Raw genomic sequence first — 19,183 nt, 5'->3', positions numbered from 1 at the left:
CATTGCAAAGCGATTTCTTACTTCGCGGCGGCTTACTTGTATTTGCTCCAGAGGTTGTCGGTAGTGGCGTAGCGCATGAGCAGCTCCTTGCCGGAATAGATTTTCATGCGAATGCCTTCCAGCTTGTCCTTGGATTCCTCGTCGCCGCCATTGATGTAACGCCAGCCCGATTTGAGTTCGGTCTCCATCATTTTGACGTGCTCGGATTCGAAATCGACGGATTTGCGCGCGGAAAGTCGTTTAACATCAAAGGTGCCGGTCTTCGAATCAATGTCGCCGGCTCTTCTCTTGTCCGCTGCGGCAAGGTCGTCGTAAACAAAGAGTTCGTATTCGATTCGCAGGTCGTCGATATCAATGTCGCTGATGTTTTCAACATTGACCAAGTAAAAGCCCTCCCAGGTTTTCATTTTGGTGGATTCGGTTTGGGATTTCTCGGGATTGCTGCTGGAGCCCTTGGCGTTAATTTTCAACAAACGCCCTTGGTCGACCAAAAACTTCAGCGTCCAACTCTTGAGGTAGGCCTGGTCTTCCTTGGAAAATATGGTGACGTCGACATTGAACTCCGAGCCGTCCTCGCGCTCAATGCGAACATTGCTCCCAATAACCGCAACCGGTCGGGCAATCATGGTTTGGCCGCTGGCGCTGGTGAATTCGCGAAACTCCTCTTTGGCTTGTGCAAGGCCGCAGAAAAGCAGAAAAGTAAAGAGGGAGCGAATGATGGCTTTGTTCATAACAGGAGTGATTCTAGCAGATTGAAACCCCAATTCAATTACAGAGTTCCCATGTTTTTATAATATAAACATAATTAATTGTCGATTATGTTCCCTCAGAGCGAGTAAAAAACAAGGAACGGGATTGAACTTGTGGATGGCTTGGACATGCTGATCTTCATGCCCGAAAAATTCGTCGTTATCATGGCTGGGGGGCGCGGTGAGCGCTTCTGGCCACAAAGCCGTTTACGCCGCCCAAAGCACCTGCTGCCGATCGTTGGCGAAAAGCCGATGCTCACGCAGACCGTGGAACGCCTCGAGGGATTGGTCCCGATGGCCAACGTGTTGATCATTACCAATGCCGAGCAGCGCGACGCAGTGATCGACGTATGCCCGATGCTGCCGGCGGACAACGTGATCGCCGAGCCCGTTGGCCGTGACACCGCGCCTGCCGTTGGTCTGGCCATGGAGCTCGTCCGCGCACGTGACCCGGAGGGCGTTTTTGCCATGTTGCCAGCCGACCACGTGATTCACGATGGCGCGGGCTTTCGCCGCGTATTGGGGGCCGCCTTTGAGGCCGCCGCGAAGCAGTCGGTACTCGTTACCGTCGGCATTGAGCCGCAGTATCCGGCGACCGGCTTTGGCTACGTTCATAAGGGCGAGCAGTATGACGAGCTCGACGGCTTGCCGGTATTTAAGGTGCAGCGCTTCGTCGAAAAGCCCGACTTGGAGACCGCCAAGCAGTACGTGGAATCCGGCGAGTATTATTGGAATGCCGGCATGTTTGTGTGGACCGTTAACACGGTTGACGCCGCTTTTGCGCAGCACTCACCCTCACTCTACGCCTCGCTGGAGAAGGTGAAGACCGCCCTGGCCGCCAAGGAGCCCATCGACGAGTTGCTGGCCCGCGAATACCCGACTTTCGAGAAGATCTCCATCGACTTCGCCCTCATGGAAAAGGCTGACAACGTGGTAACGCTGCCCTCGGCTTTTGACTGGGATGACGTTGGTGCGTGGCCCGCAATAGCCCGCCACCACGACAAGGACGCCGCCGAAAATGTCATCAAGGGCGATGGCTGGGTCGAGCAGGGCAGTGGTAACATTGTCCTCAGCGAAAACGGCGACGGCCACCTGTTGGCCCTCGTCGGCGTGGACGACATGATCGTAGTCCGCACCAAGGACGCGACCCTCGTGTGCCCCAAGGACAAGGCCCAGGAGATCAAGAAGCTAGTCAAGCAACTTGGCGCTGATGCGACTTGGCAGAAGTTGATGTAGGCAAGTTGAGCACCAGGAGTATCGCGAAAGTATGCGGTTGAGTTGCCGGGTGGAAACGACAGAGCGTTTCCGCACGGCTTATCGTGACGTGCAAAGAATCCGCGTGCATTCGCGATATTCGTAGTTAATCCTGAATAACGCATGAACTACCTGGGTATAGACTACGGTGAGAAACGCATTGGCTTGAGCACGGGCGATGGCGACGTGCGCCTGGCGGTGCCGATCCCGGCGGCAGTGGAGCCGACCCGGGAGGCGCGATTGGCGCATATCGGGCGCGAGATTCAGCAGCGGCGCATTGGCGAGCTGGTTGTGGGCTATCCCTTTAATATGGACGGCTCGGTCGGCTTTAAGGCCAAGGAGGTCGACGCCTTTATTGCGGAGTTGGAGGCCAAGTTTGGCCTGCCGGTTCACCGCACTGACGAACGCCTGACCTCGCAGGCTGCCGAGTCTCAGATGCGCACCAACAAGCCGCAAAAAAGCCGCTCCAAAAAGTCGGTGAAGGCCAAGCAGCAGGAGCGCCGTAGTGGCAATCTCGACTCCCGCGCTGCGGCGCTGATCTTGCAGGATTTTCTCGACGGCGGGCAGCCCGTGCTGTTACCTTCGGATGAGTGACCTACGTGGAATTCAGGGAACGTATCCAAACCCAACTCCGGCAAACGCCCGGTGGCTTGACTTGGCGGGAATTGAAGGAATCAGCAGACTTGCCTTACGAGCGCCCTTGCCCGGAGTGGGCAAAGCAGTTGCAAAGTGACATCCGGCTGGACCGTAGTCAGCGCAAGGGGCGCGCACAAATTTGGCGTTTGGGCGAGGCTTAGCCGAAAAGGTCATTGTCGGCGGCGACATTCGTCCTTACGGCTTATTGCATGCCATCGGAGAACGGTAATTTCGGGCCGCTTGATTGGGTGATTATATTCGCCTATCTGATTGGTTTGATTGCCATGAGCGCCTGGTTGTCGCGCGGTCAGCACAACCGGAAGGACTACTACTTGGGCGGCAACAGCTCGGGGCCGCTGGCGATCGCCTTATCGACGATGGCGACGCAATGCTCGACGAATAGCCTGCTCGGCGTGCCGGCCTTTGTCGCCTTCAACGGAGGCTTGGTCTGGCTGCAGTATGAGCTGGGCGTGCCGTTTGCGATGATCGGGCTGATGCTGCTGATCATGCCCGCGCTTCGCAGCCTGAACCTTATTTCGGTTTATCAATACGTGGAAGACCGGTTCGACCTGCGGGCGCGTCTGCTGCTCTCGGGCTTGTTTCTGATCCTGCGCGCCTTTGCGACCGGGGTGACGATCTTTGGCGTCGGCCTGATGATCGCGCGCGTGCTACAGGTGGATTTTCTCATGGCTGTGCTGATCCTGATGGCGGCGACGATTATTTACGATTTTCTCGGCGGCATGAAGGCCGTGATTTGGTCGGACGTGATCCAGATCGTCCTGATATTTGGCTCGGTGATCGCAGCAGTGGTGGTGGCGGTGAACATCAATGGAGGCATCGGCGATACCCTGGCCATTTTCCCGCCAGAGCGAAAGCAGGCTATCGATTTTTCGGGCACGGGGCTGGGTGATGGGCAGACTTTTGCCTTTTGGCCAATGCTGCTGGGCGGATTTTTTCTCTATCTGGCTTACTACGGTTGCGACCAGACGCAGGCCCAGCGAAGCCTCGCAACGCGAAGCGTGGGAGACACCAATAAGGCCTTGTTTATCGGTGGTCTGCTACGGTTCCCGCTCGTGGTGACTTACTGTTTGCTGGGGGTGGCGATTGGCTCATTTGCCGCGTATCACCCGGAGTTTCTAGAGCAACTGAAAATCAACCCCGACAAACCGGGCGAGCCGGACCTGAACCTCGCGGTGCCAGTCTTTATCCTGCATCAGTTTCCCACCGGACTAATTGGTTTGGTGCTTGTTGGGGTGTTGGGCGCGGCGATGTCGTCGCTGGACTCCACGCTGAATTCCATGAGCGCGGTGACGATGCAGGACTTCATTCACCGGCTGACTCCGCGTCAACTGAGCGACAAGCAGGAGTTGATACTTTCCAAGCTGACCACGGTTCTGTGGGGCGTTGCGTGTTTGGCGTTCTCCTTCGTGGTGGGCGGCATCTCGGACACGGTGGTCGAGTCGGTGAACAAGATCGGCTCGCTGCTCAATGGCCCGTTGTTGGCATTGTTTACCATGGGGCTGTTGACGAAATTTATCGGGGCACGCGCAGCGGTGGTCGGCCTGATCGCAGGTTTGGTTAGCAACGGATTACTGTGGAAATTTGCCGAGGATGTTTCCTGGCTCTGGTGGAATGTGTTTGGCTTCGTTGTTGCGTGGGTAATTGCTTCCCTATTTGCGATGATAGACCGGCAAAAACCGAACGAATATACGCGACAGCAAAACTTTCGCTTGGAATTGAGCTCAAAGACAAAGCGGCAAGTTGCGATCCTGGCGATTTACGGTGTATTGATCGGTGTCGGGCTCAGCTTGGTGTGAAATCGCGTTACTCCTCAATCACCCAATAATAGCGGCTGCCGCTATCGGCAAGTTGAAGCTTACCCGTGCTGGTGTCGCCATCGTCGAAGTTCGCGTCAATCATCTCGATTTGCTCCACGTCGCAGACAAATCCATCGACTCCGACCGCTGCGTAGAAAAGGCCGCCCGTATCGCCCTCGATGTCCCACACGCCGCCGATACTGGGGCGCGCCGTGAAATCTGATGGCTTTATGTATTCATCCATGGGTGAATCCAGTTGACCGGATCCGGAATCAGAGGGCGGAAGACCTTCCTCCATCATGTAGGTGTCGATCGCCGCGCTAAACTGCCGTGCATCATTGATAAAGCGCGTATTTTGCGCAGATTGTCGCACACGCATGAACGCTGGCATGGCCATCACCGCTAAAATGCCGATCAAAACCACAGTCACCATGATTTCAATCAAAGTGAAGCCGACACGGAATGAGGATGGCCTTCTCATACATATAGTATTATAGCCTATTTTTATAAATGATGAAGTTATTAATTGGTCGGATAGGCCCTATTCCTGTTTTTGATAATTGTTTCACGAACAGTGACTAAATAATTCCAGTAAAGAGGTGTTTATTTATAAATTCGTAAGCTTTAAGCTGTATAGCGTGAAGGGGTGATTCTACTACTCATGAGAGAAATGCAAAGACTGGTCCAACCGGAGATACTAGATTCATTAGCTCATGATGATGAGCGTGCGTTGAAAAATCGACGGGATTTACGCCTCATTAACTGGCTCTTGGGCAATGCTTTCTGGTTTAAGGAAAAGGTATTCCCCGAGATCGATGCGAGTGATTGCGTTATGGAGTTGGGCGCAGGCGAGGGGATACTGGCGGGCGTTTTTGCTCAGCACGCTGCTGTAGGGGCGGACTATATCGGCCTGGACCTGGCACCACGGCCAGTGGACCTTCCACAGAATTTGCGTTGGCGGTGCGAAGATATTTTGACCGCCGATTTATCCGGCGTGAACGTCCTGATGGGGAATTTCATTTTGCACCAGTTTCAAGATGATGAACTCGCCCGTCTGGGCACCCGTATTCGCGAATCGAATATCCGGATGCTGGCCTTTAATGAAACTGCCCGCAGTCAGCTGCACGTATGGCAATTGCGGCTGATATACCCCATCATTTGCGACGTGTCGCGCCATGACGGGCGGGTAAGCATACAGGCCGGATTTCGTGGTCGCGAACTGGCGGATTTACTCGGACTGGATGACGCATGGGACGTCCGCATTAGCCAGACATTTCTCGGGGCTTACCGGCTGATTGCCGAGCGGAAAGGCTCTGCGTGACGCAGCATATCGAGATCGTTGGCGGTGGGCTGGCGGGGCTGTCTTTGGGCATTGGTCTGAGGCGGCGCGGGGTCCCTGTCATTCTCCACGAAGCCAGTAGCTATCCACGTCACCGCGTGTGTGGTGAATTCATTGCCGGGGCCGCAATCGATGATCTGGAACAGCTCGGAATCGCGAGTGAAATAACCAGTGCCCGCTCGCTGCAAACGACTCAATGGAGTCATTTCAGCAAAGTGGTTTATCAGCAAAAATTACCCTGCGTGGCCTATGGCGTTTCACGCTATCTGCTTGATGCGCAACTGGCTGAAAAATTTACCGATGCGGGAGGCGAATTGCGCACCGGTTCGCGCATAACCGATTCGCAACTGCGGCCAGGCGTCGTCTGGGCACAGGGCCGACAACGCAGCGAAAGCCAGTGGATCGGCTTGAAAATGCATTGCCTGGCGATGGACTCTCAGGCCGATCTGGAGGTGCATCTCGGGCGGCATGGATACGTTGGCGTGGCCTCGGTTGAGAATGGCCGGGTGAATATTTGCGGGCTGTTTCGACGACGCCCGGCTAAGGCCGACAGCCGCGAGGAGCAACTCCCGGCGTATCTTGATGCTAGCGGTTTGAATGAGCTGGCCCAGCGCGTGAGGGATGGCCAGCCCGACAGGCTAAGCGCGGTCGGCGTGACGGCGCTTAGCTACGCGGAGCAGGCTCCCGATCAGGCGATTCGGCTCGGGGATCAGTCTGGCTTAATCGCACCCTTTACCGGCAATGGCATGGCGCTGGCCTTGAGCAGTGCGGCCCTGGCGCTGGACCCGCTAACGGACTTTGCCCACGGGCGAATCGATTGGCCTACCGCGGTTTATCAAGCCAACACGAGCATGGTTCGGAGGTTTCGCCGTCGTCGCCAAATCGCCGGCATGATGCATCCCTGGATTCTGCAACCGAACCGCCAAAAACTGCTGGCTCTACTTGCTCGGAGTGGACTCTTGCCTTTTGCTACGCTCTTCCGGCTAACTCATTAGTCGCTCATTCCGATGTATTTATTATCCATTGCCAGTCAGGCACCCCCTCAATCCTACACGCAGCCGGAGTGCTGGGATATTCTCCAGCAGTCCGCAGCGCTCGACGGGTTGACCGACCGCAGCAAGCTACTGCTTCGAAAAATTCTCAACAACCAGAACGGCATCGATAAGCGGCATTTTGCCGTGGAAGACATACACAGCCTCTTTTCTCGCTCCGCCGAAGCGCTGAACCACGACTTTCAGCGCGAGGCACCCAAACTGGCAGGGCAAGCGTTGCAGACGGCGCTGGACCGCGCGTCGCTTAAGGCGCATGAGCTCGATGCGCTGATTATTTGCACGTGTACGGGCTACCTTTGCCCGGGAGTCACCAGCTATGTTGCGGAAACTTTGGGCCTGCGCAGAGATTGTTATTTGCAGGACCTGGTTGGCCTTGGCTGTGGCGCTGCGGTCCCAAGCTTGCGCAATGCGGCGGGCGTATTAGCGGCAAACCCGTCAGCCAAGGTAGCCGTGGTGGCAGTTGAAATCTGCTCGGCAGCATTCTTTATCAATGACGACCCGGGCGTTCTCGTGTCGATGTGTCTGTTTGGTGATGGTGCCAGCGCCAGTATCTGGACGGGCCAAGTGCCGGCAGGCGCGGCCTGGCGGATGTCGGGCTTTGACACCATTCACCAGCCGGAAAACCGCGAACTACTACGCTTTGTTAATCACGAGGGCTTGCTCCGTAACCAGTTGGACTTGTCCGTGCCCGAGCATGCGGCAGAGGCAGTGTCGGCTTTGCATCAGCGGCGTGAGTCTGCGGGTGAAGTCGTTGCGCATGCGGGTGGCCGGGATGTCATCGAGGCGCTGCGCAAGGTGTTGCCCGGTGAGGCGTTGGCCGATAGCCAGTCGGTGCTGCGCCAATACGGCAATATGAGCAGCCCCTCGGTGATGTTTGCTCTTGAAGAGCGTTTGAACAGAGAAAGTCAGACGGAATCACTGTGGTTGACCAGTTTTGGTGCAGGTTTTGCCGCGCACAGCTGCCACTTGCATCAAATATCCGTTTAAAGGCAGATGGCCTCTTATTCTTGTAGTGCATATTCCGTATTAATTTTAGGGGTTATACTAGCATGTGCTTGACAGAATCACCCCGGTTGCACTAATGTAATGAAATGTCTGAATCTGCAGCCTTATTTGCCGATCCCCGGCCTTTAGCGATCGCAAAGCTTATGCTGGCTGTCGCGTGGTCGGTTGGGAAGCTGGCACATGAGGATGTTCTAAAGATTCAAAAATATCTCAACGGCGCTTTGCGCATGAACGAGTCAGATAAGCATTCGTTCAATTTGTATCAGGAATACGCGATCGAGCCGATGGAGCGCCGTCGTCTCTCCCGGCGCTTCGCTCAAACCTATACCCGACCTGAGGATCGGTTGGAGGTGACGAAGCAAATTGAGACACTGTTGCCTCCGCAAGGCCAGAGCATGCGCAAAACGATGGCGGTGCAGGAAATCAAGGAAGCGTTGGTCGAGGATCAGATCAATTTGATGCGGAAGGTGAAATACAAGCTGACCGGTACGCCGTTTCCCGCCAAAATAACCGATTTGGGGCGAGAGGCATTTTTGCAGGATTACCGCTCCAATCCCCTGTTTTTCCGTCTCAAAGTGCGCTATGGCGACACGTTCACTGATCTGAAGCTTTCTCACCGCAAGGTAGAAAAGCTTTCGCTGGAAATGTCGCTCGTCAGCTTGGTGGTTTATGCTGACCAAATCCTTCTGCCGGAAGAGCTTACGCTGATCACCGACTACTTGATGAAAAATTGGGAGCTAAAGGACCTTGCCGCTGAGAGCATCCTGACAATGGCACTTTGCCGGGAGTGCGCGGTAGAGCAAATCCCGGCTTTCTGTGGCCGCTATGTTGAGCTTTCGACCTACGACGAGCGTCAGCAAGTGTATCTCATGCTCGGCAAGCTGGCCCGAGTTGATCATCATGTGACCAAGAGCGAGCAGCAGGTCCTTGAATCCATCGCCCAAGGGTTGGATATCGCCAGCGGAGTGCGCCGCAGCGTCATGGGAGTGGACGAAGCCGAACCTGCTTTGATCGTGGAACAATAAGGCGGACTAGCCCGCCTTTTTGCCTGCCATGAACGCCTTGAGTAACACCGAGAGGCGGTTCTTCATCTCCAAGCGCGGGACGATCTGGTCGACCAAGCCGTGCTCCAGCAGAAACTCCGAGGTCTGGAAACCCGAGGGCAGGTCTTGCTGTGTGGTTTCTTTAATGACGCGTGGTCCGGCAAAGCCGATCAGTGCCTTGGGTTCAGCAATAATCACGTCTCCCAGAGAGGCAAAGCTCGCCATAACGCCAGCCATCGTCGGATTGGTCAGCACGGCGATGTAGGGTAGGCCGGCTTCGCTGTGGCGGGCGAGTGCGGCAGAGGTCTTGGCCATTTGCATCAGGCTGAGAATGCCCTCCTGCATGCGGGCACCACCGGATGCGCAAACGATGATCACGGGCATGCCGCCTTCGGTGGCGCGCTCGATGGCGCGGGCGATTTTCTCGCCGACGACGGAGCCCATGCTGCCGCCATTGAAAGAAAAGTCCATGACTGCCAAGGAAACCGGCATGCCGTTGAGCTCACCAGTGCCGCTGAGCAGGGCGTCTTTTTCGCCGGTCTTGGCCTGGGCGGCCTCAATGCGCTGCGGGTAGGGCTTGTTGTCGACAAACTCCAGCGGGTCAACGCTGGTCAAATTGGCGTCGTGCTCGACGAAGGTGCCATCGTCGATGAGCAGTTCGGCGCGGCGGCGCGCCTTGAGCTGAAAGTGGTAGCCGCTCTTGGGCACTACCATCCAGTTTTCTTCCAGTTCTTTGTTATAGACGATTTCGCCGCTCTCGGGGCACTTGGTCCAGAGCCCGGCGGGGATGTCTTTCTTCTTAACGCGAACGGTGGAATACTGCGGTCTGCGGAAAATTGCCATGCTAAGTCAGGTTACTCTTTTGTGAATAAACGCGTATTCTAGGCAGGTGAAAACGGATTCGTCAACCATGGCCTAGGGTCACCACATCAATCTGTTCCGCGCCGCATTGGAGTAATGTTTTGGCGGCAGAGTTGAGCGTGGCACCAGTGGTGAAAACGTCGTCGACCAGGATGTAGCGCTGATCAGGAGCGAGTTGCGCGCCTTTGGCCAGCTCGAACGCGCCGCGCAAATTGGCCTGTCGCGCCGCGCGATCGAGTCGTGTTTGCGTCTCCGTAAACTTCGTGCGGCGCAAAATATCCGCCATCGGGCTGCCAGAAGCGGCGCTTAGCTCACGCGCAATAAGTTCGCTTTGGTTGTAGCCGCGTTCGCGTTGGCGGGTGGGATGCAGCGGAATAGGGATTAGCACCGCATCGCAGAGAAAACTCCTGAATTTCGCCCGTCGCTTCAGGATCGGCTGCAAGTCCGGTAGCAAATGACGGCCTTTACGGTATTTGATCTCGTGGACGATTTCCCGGCCGGCATCCCGCAAAAGAAATAGCGAGCGACCGCGTTCGAAGGCGGGATTCAGCTCCCGGCAATGCGGGCACTCGCGCAAGGCCAGCAAATCGCCGAAGAACGGTGCCCCGCAGGTGTGGCAATGTGGTTCATCGATAAACCAGATCATCTCCAGCGCGCTTGAGGACAAAAACCGGCACGGCGAATTGCTTTCGACGGGGTCGCCGGTGATCAGGCATTCGCGCGGGTAGAGCAGGTCGAGGATGCCGTTACTCCAATTTTGCAACTGCCGGGAAAAGGGCGGCATGGTCAGTTGAACTCGACGGTTTGGTAGCCCTCGCTGGAGGTCTCAATTTCATAGGTGACCGGCGCGACTTTGTCTTCGCTGAACCAGCTGGACTCCGTCCGCTCGCCAGCGGCGTTGAACTCGTAGCTGTCGCCGTTGTTCATGGTGCGTGTCCATCCGGTCAGCTGACTGCCGTCGTAGTCGAACGTGTCTCGCCAGGGTTTATGGTAAGCCAGCTTTAGGTCGGCGGTGGGCCCGACATCGCGCGGATCCAGATAAGTGACGGATTCGATGCGCTCGTTGCGGTCGTATTTGCGCTGCTCGTTCGGCGGATACCAGATCGAGATAAACGCAGGTGCCGAATAATACGTGCCATTGTCCACGAAGGCACCGATATCGACTCGGTGGCTTTTCATGGTGGGCTGATCCGGCACCGTCGTTGTTGGCTGGTAGTCCACAGAAATCTCCACCTCGGTTTTTGCTTCATTGAGTGGCGTGATCGTGATCAATGACTCATCGCCACGCAACACGCGCCAATGATAGCTAAGGGGAAGCTTTTGCACATCTAAGCTGTCTGCCGCCGAGACGCGAAAGGTGCGGGTATAGTCTAAGCTACGGGCAATGCGGCCAATCGCGCAGGGGGTATCGATCAGCACTTCACTGGCCCCGGCGTCGAAATAATCCACACCATTTACGGGTGTTTCCTCCTCGATCATCTTAATCAACGCCAATGGGGGCAGGCAGCCGAACTTCATGTTGTGCGCCATTTCGGCCATGGCGTCGCGGTTAAGCTTGTTGCTGTCAAAAACGGTTGGGTGCGCGGCTCCGGTCAGGTAATTCTCCGCATTGCCGATGCCCTGGTAATTCCACCGCATGATCATCTGCACGGTCGGCGCGATCAGGCCATATTGATGCAGCCGCTCCTTAACGGCGGGGTGAAAACTGGCCAGCGTCTGGGCAACGGCGATCATAAAAGGCTGGTCCGTGCCGGAGGAGCCTTGGCTGATGATTAAATACGGTGTATTGACCGCAAACAGGTCTGCCCGGTCGTAATCATTGTGCTCGGGGTAGCAGATGATGTCACCCATCCGGTAAAAAGAATACAACTGCGGATTAAACTCCGGGTTGTGTAAAATGAGGCGCGCCATGCTCCGGGCCATGGCGGTGTTCACCATGGCCAGCGATGCGTTCACGATGGTCGGGCGGTCATTGGCGATGTTCAGTTTGGCACCGAAGTCGGCCTTTTTAGCGATGAACTCCTCACTGTATTTAATTTCGGCGAATTGCTGAAGGCGATCCAGATTCAGGCGAGAGTGGTTGCCATCGCGGTTTTCATAGCAATCACCCACGTTGCCCGCTGCGGTGCCTTCATCGAACCACGTCTGTATTTTCTGTGCCACGGGGTCGTTACTATTATCGACCGGTAACGTGCGCAGCGATGAATAATCGACCAGCGGTTGCGAAATCAAAAAGGGATGGCCGTCCTGAAACTTCGCTTCGCCAACGCGCGCACTTTCGATCACGACATAGCGATTGGCCTTGGTCAGTTTGGTCTGCGCAAAAGCGGTTGCCGCGCTGAGCGCCAATGTGCCTATGATCCTCGTTAATATCATCGGGTACGGGAAATCTTTGTCATTGCGCCGGTGCGCGCAATGACAAAGATTCCCGCCGATGACTGGGTGCTAGGCCTTGCCCAGTGCCTGATCCAGGTCGGCAATGATGTCTTCCGGCTCCTCGATGCCGATGGACAGCCGGACAAAGTCGTCGGTGACGCCGGTCGTTTGCTGCTCCTCGGGTGTCAGCTGGCTGTGCGTCGTGCTGGCCGGGTGAATCGCCAAGCTCTTGGCGTCGCCAATGTTGGCCAGATGGCTAAAGAGCTCCAGCGACTCAATAAACTTGCGGCCGGCTTCCTTGCCGCCCTTTACGCCGAAGCCGAGCAACGCACCCGCGCCTCCAACGAGGTATTTTTTGGCGAGGTCGTGGCTCGGGTGGTCGGGCAGGCCCGGGTAATTGACCCAGCTCACCTTGTCTTGGTCACGCAGGAACTCAGCGACCTTCATCGCGTTGGTCGAGTGCTGCTTCATGCGCAGGTGAAGGGTCTCCACGCCAAGCAGCGTCAGAAAGCTGTTGTGCGGGGAGGCGCAGCCGCCGGTGTCGCGTAACAGCTGCAGGCGCATCTTCATTGCAAAAGCGATGTTGGCACCGCCGGCTGGCTCAAAGGCCTTAAACGCGTCCCAGTGGACCAGGCCGTGGTAGCTGGGGTCGGGCGAGGTGAAGCCGGGATGGCGGCCTTGGCCCCAATCGAAGTTACCACCGTCGACGACCATTCCGCCGATTGCGACACCATGGCCGCCGAGGAATTTTGTGGTCGAGTGGACGACGATGTTCGCCCCGTGCTCCAGTGGGCGGCAGAGGGCGGGGGATAGCGAGGTGTTGTCGATGATGAGCGGCAGGCCGTTTTCGGCGGCGATTTTTCCGACTTCCTCGAACTTAAAGATGTTTAGCTTCGGGTTGCCAATGGACTCACCAAAGATGGCCTTGGTGTTGTCTTTAATGGCGGCGCGGAAGTTCTCCGGGTTCTCGCCATCGACGAAGCTCACCTCGATGCCGAGCTTGGGCAGGGTGTGGTGAAAAAGATTGTAAGTGCCGCCATAAAGCTGGGATACGGAGACAATGTGATCACCCGCGCTGGCGAGGTTGAGGATGCAATTGGTGATGGCCGCCGAGCCCGAGGCGTGGGCCAGGCCGGCCGTGCCGCCTTCCAGCGCCGCGATGCGCTTTTCGAGCACGTCGGAGGTGGGGTTCATCAAGCGGGTGTAGATGTTGCCCAGTTCTTTGAGGCCAAAGAGATTGGCCGCGTGCTCGGTGTCGCGGAATACGTAGCTGGTCGTCTGGTAAATCGGGACCGCTCGCGAAGAGGTGTCGGAATCAGGCTGGTGGCCTGCGTGAAGGGATAGGGTTCCAATGCCGGGTGATTTCATGGCACGGGAAGCTAAAGATTAACTGATGCCGGTTAAAGGCAAATCTGTCTTTTCCCCAATCAGATGCTCCGACCCAATTTGCCGCTTATCTTTCGACCGGCTCGGGTGCCGCCTGGATCGCCCAAAGGCCCTCATCCTTGATCTTCTTGGCGACCTCCGCGGGCACGGCTTCTTCCCAGTCGTCCTTGCCTTCCTGGATACGGCGAATGATGTCGCGCGAGAAGATATTGAGGATGTTTGGGTTCGCGCCGACAACCGGGATCAGGTAGTGGTTTTCAAGCAGGTAAGCGTAAAGGTGGCGCAAATGGTTTTTCACACGAAGGTTGTCCGCGGTGATCATCATTTGGCTCTCGAAGCCGGCATTGGTCTCCCGCAGCTTGTCGCCCTGGCCAGCGAGGTAGGCGTGGTAGCCAGCACCCTTCATCGGGTAAACATACAGCTTCACGTTCTCCTTAAACAAGCGACCAAAGGATTCCAGGATGCCACCATCCAGGTGCTGGTAATATTCCTCGTTGAAGATGGCCTGCAGGTGGTTGATGCCGAGCACCAGGCCGATCATGCGGTCCGTGTAGCGCTTGAAATACTGGCTGAGGCGGTAGTATTCCTGGTAGTTGGAAACGAGCACCGGATAGCCCAGCGTATTGATGGTATCGACCCGGGCTAGAAAGTCATTGTAGTCGATCTCCTGACCGCCTGCGAGGAGGTTCTTCATGGTGATCTCAAACAGCGGCATGACGGTCTGATCCTGCATGGCCTCCTCCTGCACAAACTGGCTGCCCGCGCAGGTAATCATGTCCACATTCACGTGTGTGACCGGGCGGAAGGAACCGCGTTCCACGAGCACCGCCTTCTTGTAAAACGCCTCCATTGGCAGCAGATAACCGCCCTCCGAGCTAAAGAGCACGGCATTGGTCAGACCGTGCTCGACGAGCTTCAGGCCGACAATGCGGTTCTCGATCGTCTCAAATTTTGGCCCGATGAACTCCAGCATATCGACCTCGATGCGGTCGTCTTCCACGTGGTCCAGCAGCGAGGCGATGAAGCGGTCGATATCGTTGTGATAGACGAGGGCTGCCCAGATGAAATTCACGCCAAAAATCCCGAGCGCCTCCTGCTGAAGCTGCGCCGTCTTATCGAGCAAGCGCGCATGCACGAGGATGTCGTGCGGTGGGCCGCCGGGCTCGATTTGGAAGCGCATGCCGAGCCAGCCATGGCCAGGCTTGCGGTTGGTAAAGCTCGCCGTGGCCACCGTGTTGGAAAATACGAAAAAAGTTGTCTCAGCGCCGCGGTGCTCGCCCAGACGCTGCTGCAGCAGCTCATACTCGTGCTCGAGCATTTGAAGCAGGCGCTCGCGGGAAACGTAGCGCGCAGCCTTGCCGTAGATCGAGTCACTGAACTTCATGTCGTAGGCCGACATGCTCTTGGCAATCGTGCCCGCGGCACCGCCTACTTTAAAGAAGTGACGGGCGACTTCCTGGCCCGCGCCAATTTCCGCAAAGGTCCCGTAAACGTCCTGATCGAGGTTTACGAGCAGGGCTTTGCGGTTGGTAGTCAGTTCATTAGTCGGCAGCTCCGGGTCTTTCATGGGGGCGAACTTAGCAGGTTTCGCGCCTGCCGCGCAACTGGTAATCTACGCGCTGCACAACCGTAACGTCTTATTTGGGCCAGAGCCACACCAGATAGCCGCCATAAACGCCGAGCAACAAAATGCCCTCCGCACGCGATATGGATCGCTGCGTGAAGGCCAGGGGTAGGAGGATGACGGCCGTAAGCAGCATCACCCCGCCATCGACGAGGCTGATGCCGGCAGTGGGGATCGGAGTCACGGTCGCCGTAACGCCCAAGATGCACAGAATGTTAAAAATGTTCGATCCGACGACGTTGCCGACAGCAATATCGGTCTGTTTTTTCACGGCGGCGACGATGCTGGTGGCTAGCTCGGGCAGGCTGGTCCCGGCGGCAACGATGGTCAGGCCGATCACGGCCTCAGGCACGCCAAACTTTCGCGCAATCGCGATGGAGCCGTCGACAAACCAGTTGGCACCGAGCACGAGGAGCCCCAGGCCCGCAGCCACGTAAATGGCATCGCGCCACCAGGGGCCAGCGGGTGGTGAAACGTCTTCCAAGGCGGCTTCGCTTGCCGCCGTTTCGCGTTTGGATGCGCGTATGGTGAAGAGCAGATAGGCCACCAGTAGTGCGATGAGAACGAGGCCGTAAACACGGGTCACCACACTGAAGAACAAGAGCACGAAGCCAATCACGCTTACCCCGATCATAATCGGAATGTCCCGCCGTAAAAGGTTGATGTGAATTTCCAACGGGCGGATCAGCGCTGAGATGCCCAGAATGACGGCGATATTAAAGATATTTGAGCCCAGCACATTACCCAGGGCAACCGGCCCCATGCCTTGTAAAGCGGCTGAAATGCTGACGGTGAGCTCCGGCGCACTCGTCCCGAAGGCAACCACGGTCAAGCCGACCACCAGTGGCTGAATACCCGCCCTGATCGCCAGGCTGCTGCTGCCACGCACCAACCCTTCCGCGCCAAAATACAGCAATACAATGCCCGCTAAAATGAGTAGCATAGAAAGAGCAATTTCTTTGGTTGCCCATACTGAACGGCGTTTTGGAGAAAGCGATAAAAATACACTGTGCTTTGCTCATCTAATAATGCAGATCTCCTTCGTACCGCCATTCGTAGAGCCCGTTGACCGTGCGGTAAACGCCATCCACCGCGAATTCACCAAACTCTGTTACGAGCTCGCCAGTGTATGGCATGGCTTCGAAGTGATTATCACTGCGTTTATGTAAATCAACGATAGTGGCTGTGCTGGTATGGGCGGCAGGTCCGTAACTGCGAATGCCCGCGGTGAAATAGCACTCGAAGTCCTCTACGTTAGCGAAAGCACGAGTGGCAGCCGGAGCGCTTGCCTGGTTCAGGCGAAGTGCGAGTGCGTTGTCAGCCGTTTTAAACTCAACCAGCTCAGGGCAATCGTTGTCGGGCTGCATTGTCACTCGTAAGTCGGATCGCACTTCAGGAAATCCGAGCTTAGCCAATGCTGTCACCAAAATGCTGTCGCTGTAACGGTGGTCCACCCAAACCGCCTGATCGCCAGTGCGCGTGTCCCGGCAGGCGATGCGCAGGGCACAATTACGGCTGGCAGGCCCGAGTTGAAGTGGTGCCCAGTCCGGTGCTGCGTGCCGCATGAAAATCGCACAGAGGCTAATCACATAACCTGCTGCAACGGGAATGGGCTCTAGAAATGGAACGGGAACCAGTTCTCGGCAAGTGCCTTCGTCCGCCAAAACATTCACAACCCATCGCTCGCTCACATCGGCAAAAATGCTGGTTACCTTGCGGCGCGGTATTTCCCATTGCTGTGCTGTTTGTGGGTCAATAACGGTTATCGCATCTTTCATAATGCAGGAACTTTCAGTAATTATCGAAAATTAAGCAAGAAGAAAAAGGCTCGCGCTACGAGCGTTGTCTTAGCGCTTCAAAGAGGACGATGGCGGTGGCGGTGTTGACGTTCAGGCTGTCGGCTTCGCCGCGCATGGGGATGCGCAGTTTGATGTCGGCTTTGGCAAGCCACTCATTGCTGAGGCCTTCATGCTCAGCGCCGGCGAGAATGGCCAGTGGGCCGCGCAGATCGGCGTCCCAGTGTGTAGCATCGGCGGCAGGTGTAGTGGCGGCGGTGCGGATGCTTTTCTCGGTGAGGAAGGTTTTTAGGGCGTCGCTATCGACCGACAGGCAGGGTAGGGAGAACACCAGGCCGCGCGAATTGCGGATGACTTGCGGGTTAAAGAAATCCGTGACCGCATTGCACGCAATCAGCGCATTGGCACCGGCGGCTTCCGCCGTGCGAATCAAGGCCCCGAGGTTGCCCGGCTTTTCAATGCCCTCAACGATAACCAGCAGTGGCTCGTCCGGCAGCTTGAGCGATGTCAGGCGGGCTTCGGCAAATTCCGCGACGCCGAACAATCCGTCCGAGCCTTCGCGCAGGGAAATTTTCTCAAAGCATTCGCGGGTCAGCTCGAAGACCTTGGCCTGTTGGCTCTCGGCTTGGGAGATCAATTCGTTGGCCGCACGTTCGTCACGCCAATGCTCGGGGCACAGATACAGCTCTCGCAGGGGAACCCCGGCAGCAATGGCCCGCGTCAGCTCCAGCTCACCCTCGATCAAGCACAGACCTTGGGAGCGGCGTTCCTTGGTGGTGCGCAGCTTGACGAGGTTCTTAATGCGCGGATTCTGGCGCGACTCAATGCGAGGAAAACGACTCATGTGGAAGCGATTAACAACGAATGAGACTTTGGAAACGAGTTTTTTTTAAACTACGGATAGCGCAGTCGCATATCAGACTATTTCTAACTTTAAAAACACGTTGATTCGCCGCAATGCATCGCTAGAAACTGCGGGATGACTGACGCGCCGCGCAATTTTATCTCCGAGCCATACGCATACCATCAGGAGCTCGAGCTGACCATCGAGACCCTCACTAACCTGGGGCATGGCTTGGCTCGCGACGATGGCTGGGTCGTCATGACGCCGTTTGCGCTGCCGGGTGAGCGCGTGCGTGTGCGGGTGTTTCGCAATCACAAAAATTACTCCGACGCCGACCTGGTCGAGGTTCTGGAGCCTTCGCCCCAGCGCGTTGAGCCGCCATGTCCGCTCTTTGGCGACTGCGGAGGTTGCCAATACCAGCACTTTGATTACGAGGGGCAAAAGGAGTGGAAACGCGGGCAGGTCGCCGAGCTGATGGAGCGTCTGGGCGGCATTTCGGATGTCCCGGTGGAACCCACCCACGGCTCGCCCAAGGAGTATCACTACCGCTCGAAGCTCACGCCGCATCACCCTGGGAAAAAGGCGCGCACGTTCGAGATCGGCTTCCAGCGCTATGGTCGTCGCAATTCGTTGATCGACGTTAAGCAATGCCCGATTGCCACGGAAGCAATCAACGAAGCCCTACCGATCGAGCGGGCCAATATCCTCGCTAAGAAGGATAAGTTCAAACGCGGCTCCACGTTGCTCCTGCGGGACACGCTGGAGGGTGTGATCACGGACCCGCGCGAGACGGTCTCGGAAAAAGTGCGCGGCATCGTATTTCAATTTAAGGCGGGCGAGTTTTTCCAAAACAACCCGTATATCCTACCCGAAATGATCGACTACGTGCTGGCGGAAATCGGCCGTGATCCGCAGCGATATCTGGTCGATGCCTACTGTGGGGTAGGGGTGTTTGCGCTCAGCGCTGCGCGTGATTTCGAGCAGGTGGCCGGCGTGGAAATCAACCACCAGGCCATCGAGCTGGCACGCCTCAACGCCGCAGCCAACGGCATTGTCAACTGCACGTTCACCATTGGTAAGTCCGAGGCCATCTTTGAAAACCTGACCTTCCCGGGTAATGAGTCCGCAATGATCATTGACCCACCGCGCGCCGGTTGCGATGAGCTGTTTTTGCGGCAGCTCTTGGAGTTTGGCCCGAAGCGGCTGGTCTATGTGTCCTGCGATCCCTCGACGCAGGCCCGCGATTTGAAAATTCTCCGCGAAGGCGGCTACCGCATCGAGCGCATCCAGCCCTTCGACCTGTTCCCGCAAACGCGCCACATCGAAAACGTCGCCACGCTCTCCCGCGCGGAATAAATTGCCGTTTTCAATCGCCCTCACGGTTAAACCTGTTCCAGACTC

General features: G+C 56.6%; 19 protein-coding genes. 9 read left to right on the top strand and 10 right to left on the bottom strand.

Annotated features, from left to right (window positions below):
• Positions 1–32 precede the first annotated feature (32 nt).
• On the bottom strand, positions 33–731 hold the full coding sequence (locus O3S85_RS05195; protein WP_269538713.1) for a hypothetical protein: 699 nt from the start codon (positions 729–731) through the stop codon (positions 33–35).
• 159 nt (positions 732–890) lie between these two features.
• Between O3S85_RS05195 and O3S85_RS05190 the strand changes: the two genes are divergently transcribed.
• The 4 genes from O3S85_RS05190 (at position 891) to O3S85_RS05175 (ending at position 4,456) form a co-directional block, all read left to right on the top strand.
• Entirely contained in the window at positions 891–1,985 is a 1,095-nt protein-coding gene (locus tag O3S85_RS05190; protein WP_269538712.1) for a mannose-1-phosphate guanylyltransferase, read from the top strand.
• A gap of 141 nt (positions 1,986–2,126) precedes the next feature.
• A complete protein-coding gene (gene ruvX, locus O3S85_RS05185; RefSeq protein WP_269538711.1) occupies positions 2,127–2,597 on the top strand; it encodes a Holliday junction resolvase RuvX in 471 nt (156 codons plus the stop codon).
• A 5-nt stretch (positions 2,598–2,602) separates the two neighbouring features.
• Entirely contained in the window at positions 2,603–2,800 is a 198-nt protein-coding gene (locus O3S85_RS05180) for a hypothetical protein (RefSeq protein ID WP_269538710.1), read from the top strand.
• Between the two features lie 123 nt (positions 2,801–2,923).
• Positions 2,924–4,456, top strand: coding sequence for a sodium:solute symporter family transporter (locus O3S85_RS05175; protein WP_269538709.1), 1,533 nt, complete (start codon positions 2,924–2,926; stop codon positions 4,454–4,456).
• 7 nt (positions 4,457–4,463) lie between these two features.
• On the opposite strand, the gene O3S85_RS05170 is transcribed toward O3S85_RS05175, so the two are convergent.
• Positions 4,464–4,937, bottom strand: coding sequence for a type II secretion system protein (locus tag O3S85_RS05170; protein ID WP_269538708.1), 474 nt, complete (start codon positions 4,935–4,937; stop codon positions 4,464–4,466).
• Positions 4,938–5,117: 180 nt separating this feature from the next.
• Here O3S85_RS05170 and O3S85_RS05165 point away from each other — a divergent pair, with 180 nt between their 5' ends.
• The 4 genes from O3S85_RS05165 to O3S85_RS05150 all read left to right on the top strand — a co-directional run bounded on the left by O3S85_RS05165 (position 5,118) and on the right by O3S85_RS05150 (position 8,877).
• Positions 5,118–5,777: a class I SAM-dependent methyltransferase gene (locus O3S85_RS05165; protein ID WP_269538707.1), complete on the top strand. Its 660-nt coding sequence runs from the start codon at positions 5,118–5,120 to the stop codon at positions 5,775–5,777.
• Positions 5,774–6,790 carry an NAD(P)/FAD-dependent oxidoreductase gene (locus tag O3S85_RS05160; RefSeq protein WP_269538706.1) on the top strand — a complete coding sequence of 339 codons (1,017 nt, stop codon included), beginning with the start codon at positions 5,774–5,776 and terminating at the stop codon, positions 6,788–6,790. Before O3S85_RS05165 ends, O3S85_RS05160 begins: the two co-directional genes overlap by 4 nt.
• A gap of 12 nt (positions 6,791–6,802) precedes the next feature.
• A complete protein-coding gene (locus tag O3S85_RS05155; RefSeq protein WP_269538705.1) occupies positions 6,803–7,834 on the top strand; it encodes a type III polyketide synthase in 1,032 nt (343 codons plus the stop codon).
• 104 nt (positions 7,835–7,938) lie between these two features.
• On the top strand, positions 7,939–8,877 hold the full coding sequence (locus O3S85_RS05150; RefSeq protein WP_269538704.1) for a TerB family tellurite resistance protein: 939 nt from the start codon (positions 7,939–7,941) through the stop codon (positions 8,875–8,877).
• A 6-nt stretch (positions 8,878–8,883) separates the two neighbouring features.
• Here O3S85_RS05150 and accD read toward each other — a convergent pair whose 3' ends face one another.
• The 8 genes from accD to O3S85_RS05110 all read right to left on the bottom strand — a co-directional run bounded on the left by accD (position 8,884) and on the right by O3S85_RS05110 (position 17,782).
• Positions 8,884–9,738: an acetyl-CoA carboxylase, carboxyltransferase subunit beta gene (gene accD, locus O3S85_RS05145; protein ID WP_269538703.1), complete on the bottom strand. Its 855-nt coding sequence runs from the start codon at positions 9,736–9,738 to the stop codon at positions 8,884–8,886.
• Positions 9,739–9,799: 61 nt separating this feature from the next.
• Positions 9,800–10,540 (bottom strand): ComF family protein, encoded by a 741-nt coding sequence (locus O3S85_RS05140; RefSeq protein ID WP_269538702.1) that lies wholly within the window; start codon positions 10,538–10,540, stop codon positions 9,800–9,802.
• Positions 10,541–10,542: 2 nt separating this feature from the next.
• Entirely contained in the window at positions 10,543–12,132 is a 1,590-nt protein-coding gene (locus O3S85_RS05135; protein WP_269538700.1) for a hypothetical protein, read from the bottom strand.
• 69 nt (positions 12,133–12,201) lie between these two features.
• The gene (locus O3S85_RS05130) at positions 12,202–13,500 is read right to left on the bottom strand and encodes an O-acetylhomoserine aminocarboxypropyltransferase/cysteine synthase family protein (protein ID WP_269538699.1); all 1,299 of its coding nucleotides are present in this window, start codon (positions 13,498–13,500) and stop codon (positions 12,202–12,204) included.
• An 85-nt stretch (positions 13,501–13,585) separates the two neighbouring features.
• Complete coding sequence (locus tag O3S85_RS05125; protein ID WP_269538698.1) at positions 13,586–15,085, bottom strand: TonB-dependent receptor; 1,500 nt, start codon at positions 15,083–15,085, stop codon at positions 13,586–13,588.
• A 70-nt stretch (positions 15,086–15,155) separates the two neighbouring features.
• Positions 15,156–16,085: a calcium/sodium antiporter gene (locus O3S85_RS05120; protein ID WP_269538697.1), complete on the bottom strand. Its 930-nt coding sequence runs from the start codon at positions 16,083–16,085 to the stop codon at positions 15,156–15,158.
• A 79-nt stretch (positions 16,086–16,164) separates the two neighbouring features.
• Positions 16,165–16,920: a hypothetical protein gene (locus O3S85_RS05115; RefSeq protein ID WP_269538696.1), complete on the bottom strand. Its 756-nt coding sequence runs from the start codon at positions 16,918–16,920 to the stop codon at positions 16,165–16,167.
• Between the two features lie 55 nt (positions 16,921–16,975).
• Entirely contained in the window at positions 16,976–17,782 is an 807-nt protein-coding gene (locus O3S85_RS05110; protein ID WP_269538694.1) for a TrmH family RNA methyltransferase, read from the bottom strand.
• A 135-nt stretch (positions 17,783–17,917) separates the two neighbouring features.
• On the opposite strand from O3S85_RS05110, the gene O3S85_RS05105 reads away from it, so the two are divergent.
• A complete protein-coding gene (locus O3S85_RS05105; RefSeq protein WP_269538692.1) occupies positions 17,918–19,138 on the top strand; it encodes a class I SAM-dependent RNA methyltransferase in 1,221 nt (406 codons plus the stop codon).
• The last annotated feature ends 45 nt before the right edge of the window (positions 19,139–19,183 follow it).

Origin of the sequence: Cerasicoccus sp. TK19100, assembly GCF_027257155.1 — a bacterium.
Lineage (GTDB): Bacteria > Verrucomicrobiota > Verrucomicrobiia > Opitutales > Cerasicoccaceae > Cerasicoccus > Cerasicoccus fimbriatus.
Note: the sequence above shows the minus strand (reverse complement) of the source record. Positions and strands in the feature narration are given on the sequence as shown.

Coding starts and splice junctions, on each gene's coding strand:
- O3S85_RS05195 (WP_269538713.1), bottom strand. CDS start 731: ATGAACAAAGCCATCATTCGCTCCCTCTTTACTTTTCTGCTTTTCTGC.
- O3S85_RS05190 (WP_269538712.1), top strand. CDS start 891: ATGCCCGAAAAATTCGTCGTTATCATGGCTGGGGGGCGCGGTGAGCGC.
- ruvX (WP_269538711.1), top strand. CDS start 2,127: ATGAACTACCTGGGTATAGACTACGGTGAGAAACGCATTGGCTTGAGC.
- O3S85_RS05175 (WP_269538709.1), top strand. CDS start 2,924: ATGAGCGCCTGGTTGTCGCGCGGTCAGCACAACCGGAAGGACTACTAC.
- O3S85_RS05170 (WP_269538708.1), bottom strand. CDS start 4,937: ATGAGAAGGCCATCCTCATTCCGTGTCGGCTTCACTTTGATTGAAATC.
- O3S85_RS05165 (WP_269538707.1), top strand. CDS start 5,118: ATGAGAGAAATGCAAAGACTGGTCCAACCGGAGATACTAGATTCATTA.
- O3S85_RS05155 (WP_269538705.1), top strand. CDS start 6,803: ATGTATTTATTATCCATTGCCAGTCAGGCACCCCCTCAATCCTACACG.
- O3S85_RS05150 (WP_269538704.1), top strand. CDS start 7,939: ATGTCTGAATCTGCAGCCTTATTTGCCGATCCCCGGCCTTTAGCGATC.
- accD (WP_269538703.1), bottom strand. CDS start 9,738: ATGGCAATTTTCCGCAGACCGCAGTATTCCACCGTTCGCGTTAAGAAG.
- O3S85_RS05140 (WP_269538702.1), bottom strand. CDS start 10,540: ATGCCGCCCTTTTCCCGGCAGTTGCAAAATTGGAGTAACGGCATCCTC.
- O3S85_RS05135 (WP_269538700.1), bottom strand. CDS start 12,132: ATGATATTAACGAGGATCATAGGCACATTGGCGCTCAGCGCGGCAACC.
- O3S85_RS05130 (WP_269538699.1), bottom strand. CDS start 13,500: ATGAAATCACCCGGCATTGGAACCCTATCCCTTCACGCAGGCCACCAG.
- O3S85_RS05125 (WP_269538698.1), bottom strand. CDS start 15,085: ATGAAAGACCCGGAGCTGCCGACTAATGAACTGACTACCAACCGCAAA.
- O3S85_RS05120 (WP_269538697.1), bottom strand. CDS start 16,085: ATGCTACTCATTTTAGCGGGCATTGTATTGCTGTATTTTGGCGCGGAA.
- O3S85_RS05115 (WP_269538696.1), bottom strand. CDS start 16,920: ATGAAAGATGCGATAACCGTTATTGACCCACAAACAGCACAGCAATGG.
- O3S85_RS05110 (WP_269538694.1), bottom strand. CDS start 17,782: ATGAGTCGTTTTCCTCGCATTGAGTCGCGCCAGAATCCGCGCATTAAG.
- O3S85_RS05105 (WP_269538692.1), top strand. CDS start 17,918: ATGACTGACGCGCCGCGCAATTTTATCTCCGAGCCATACGCATACCAT.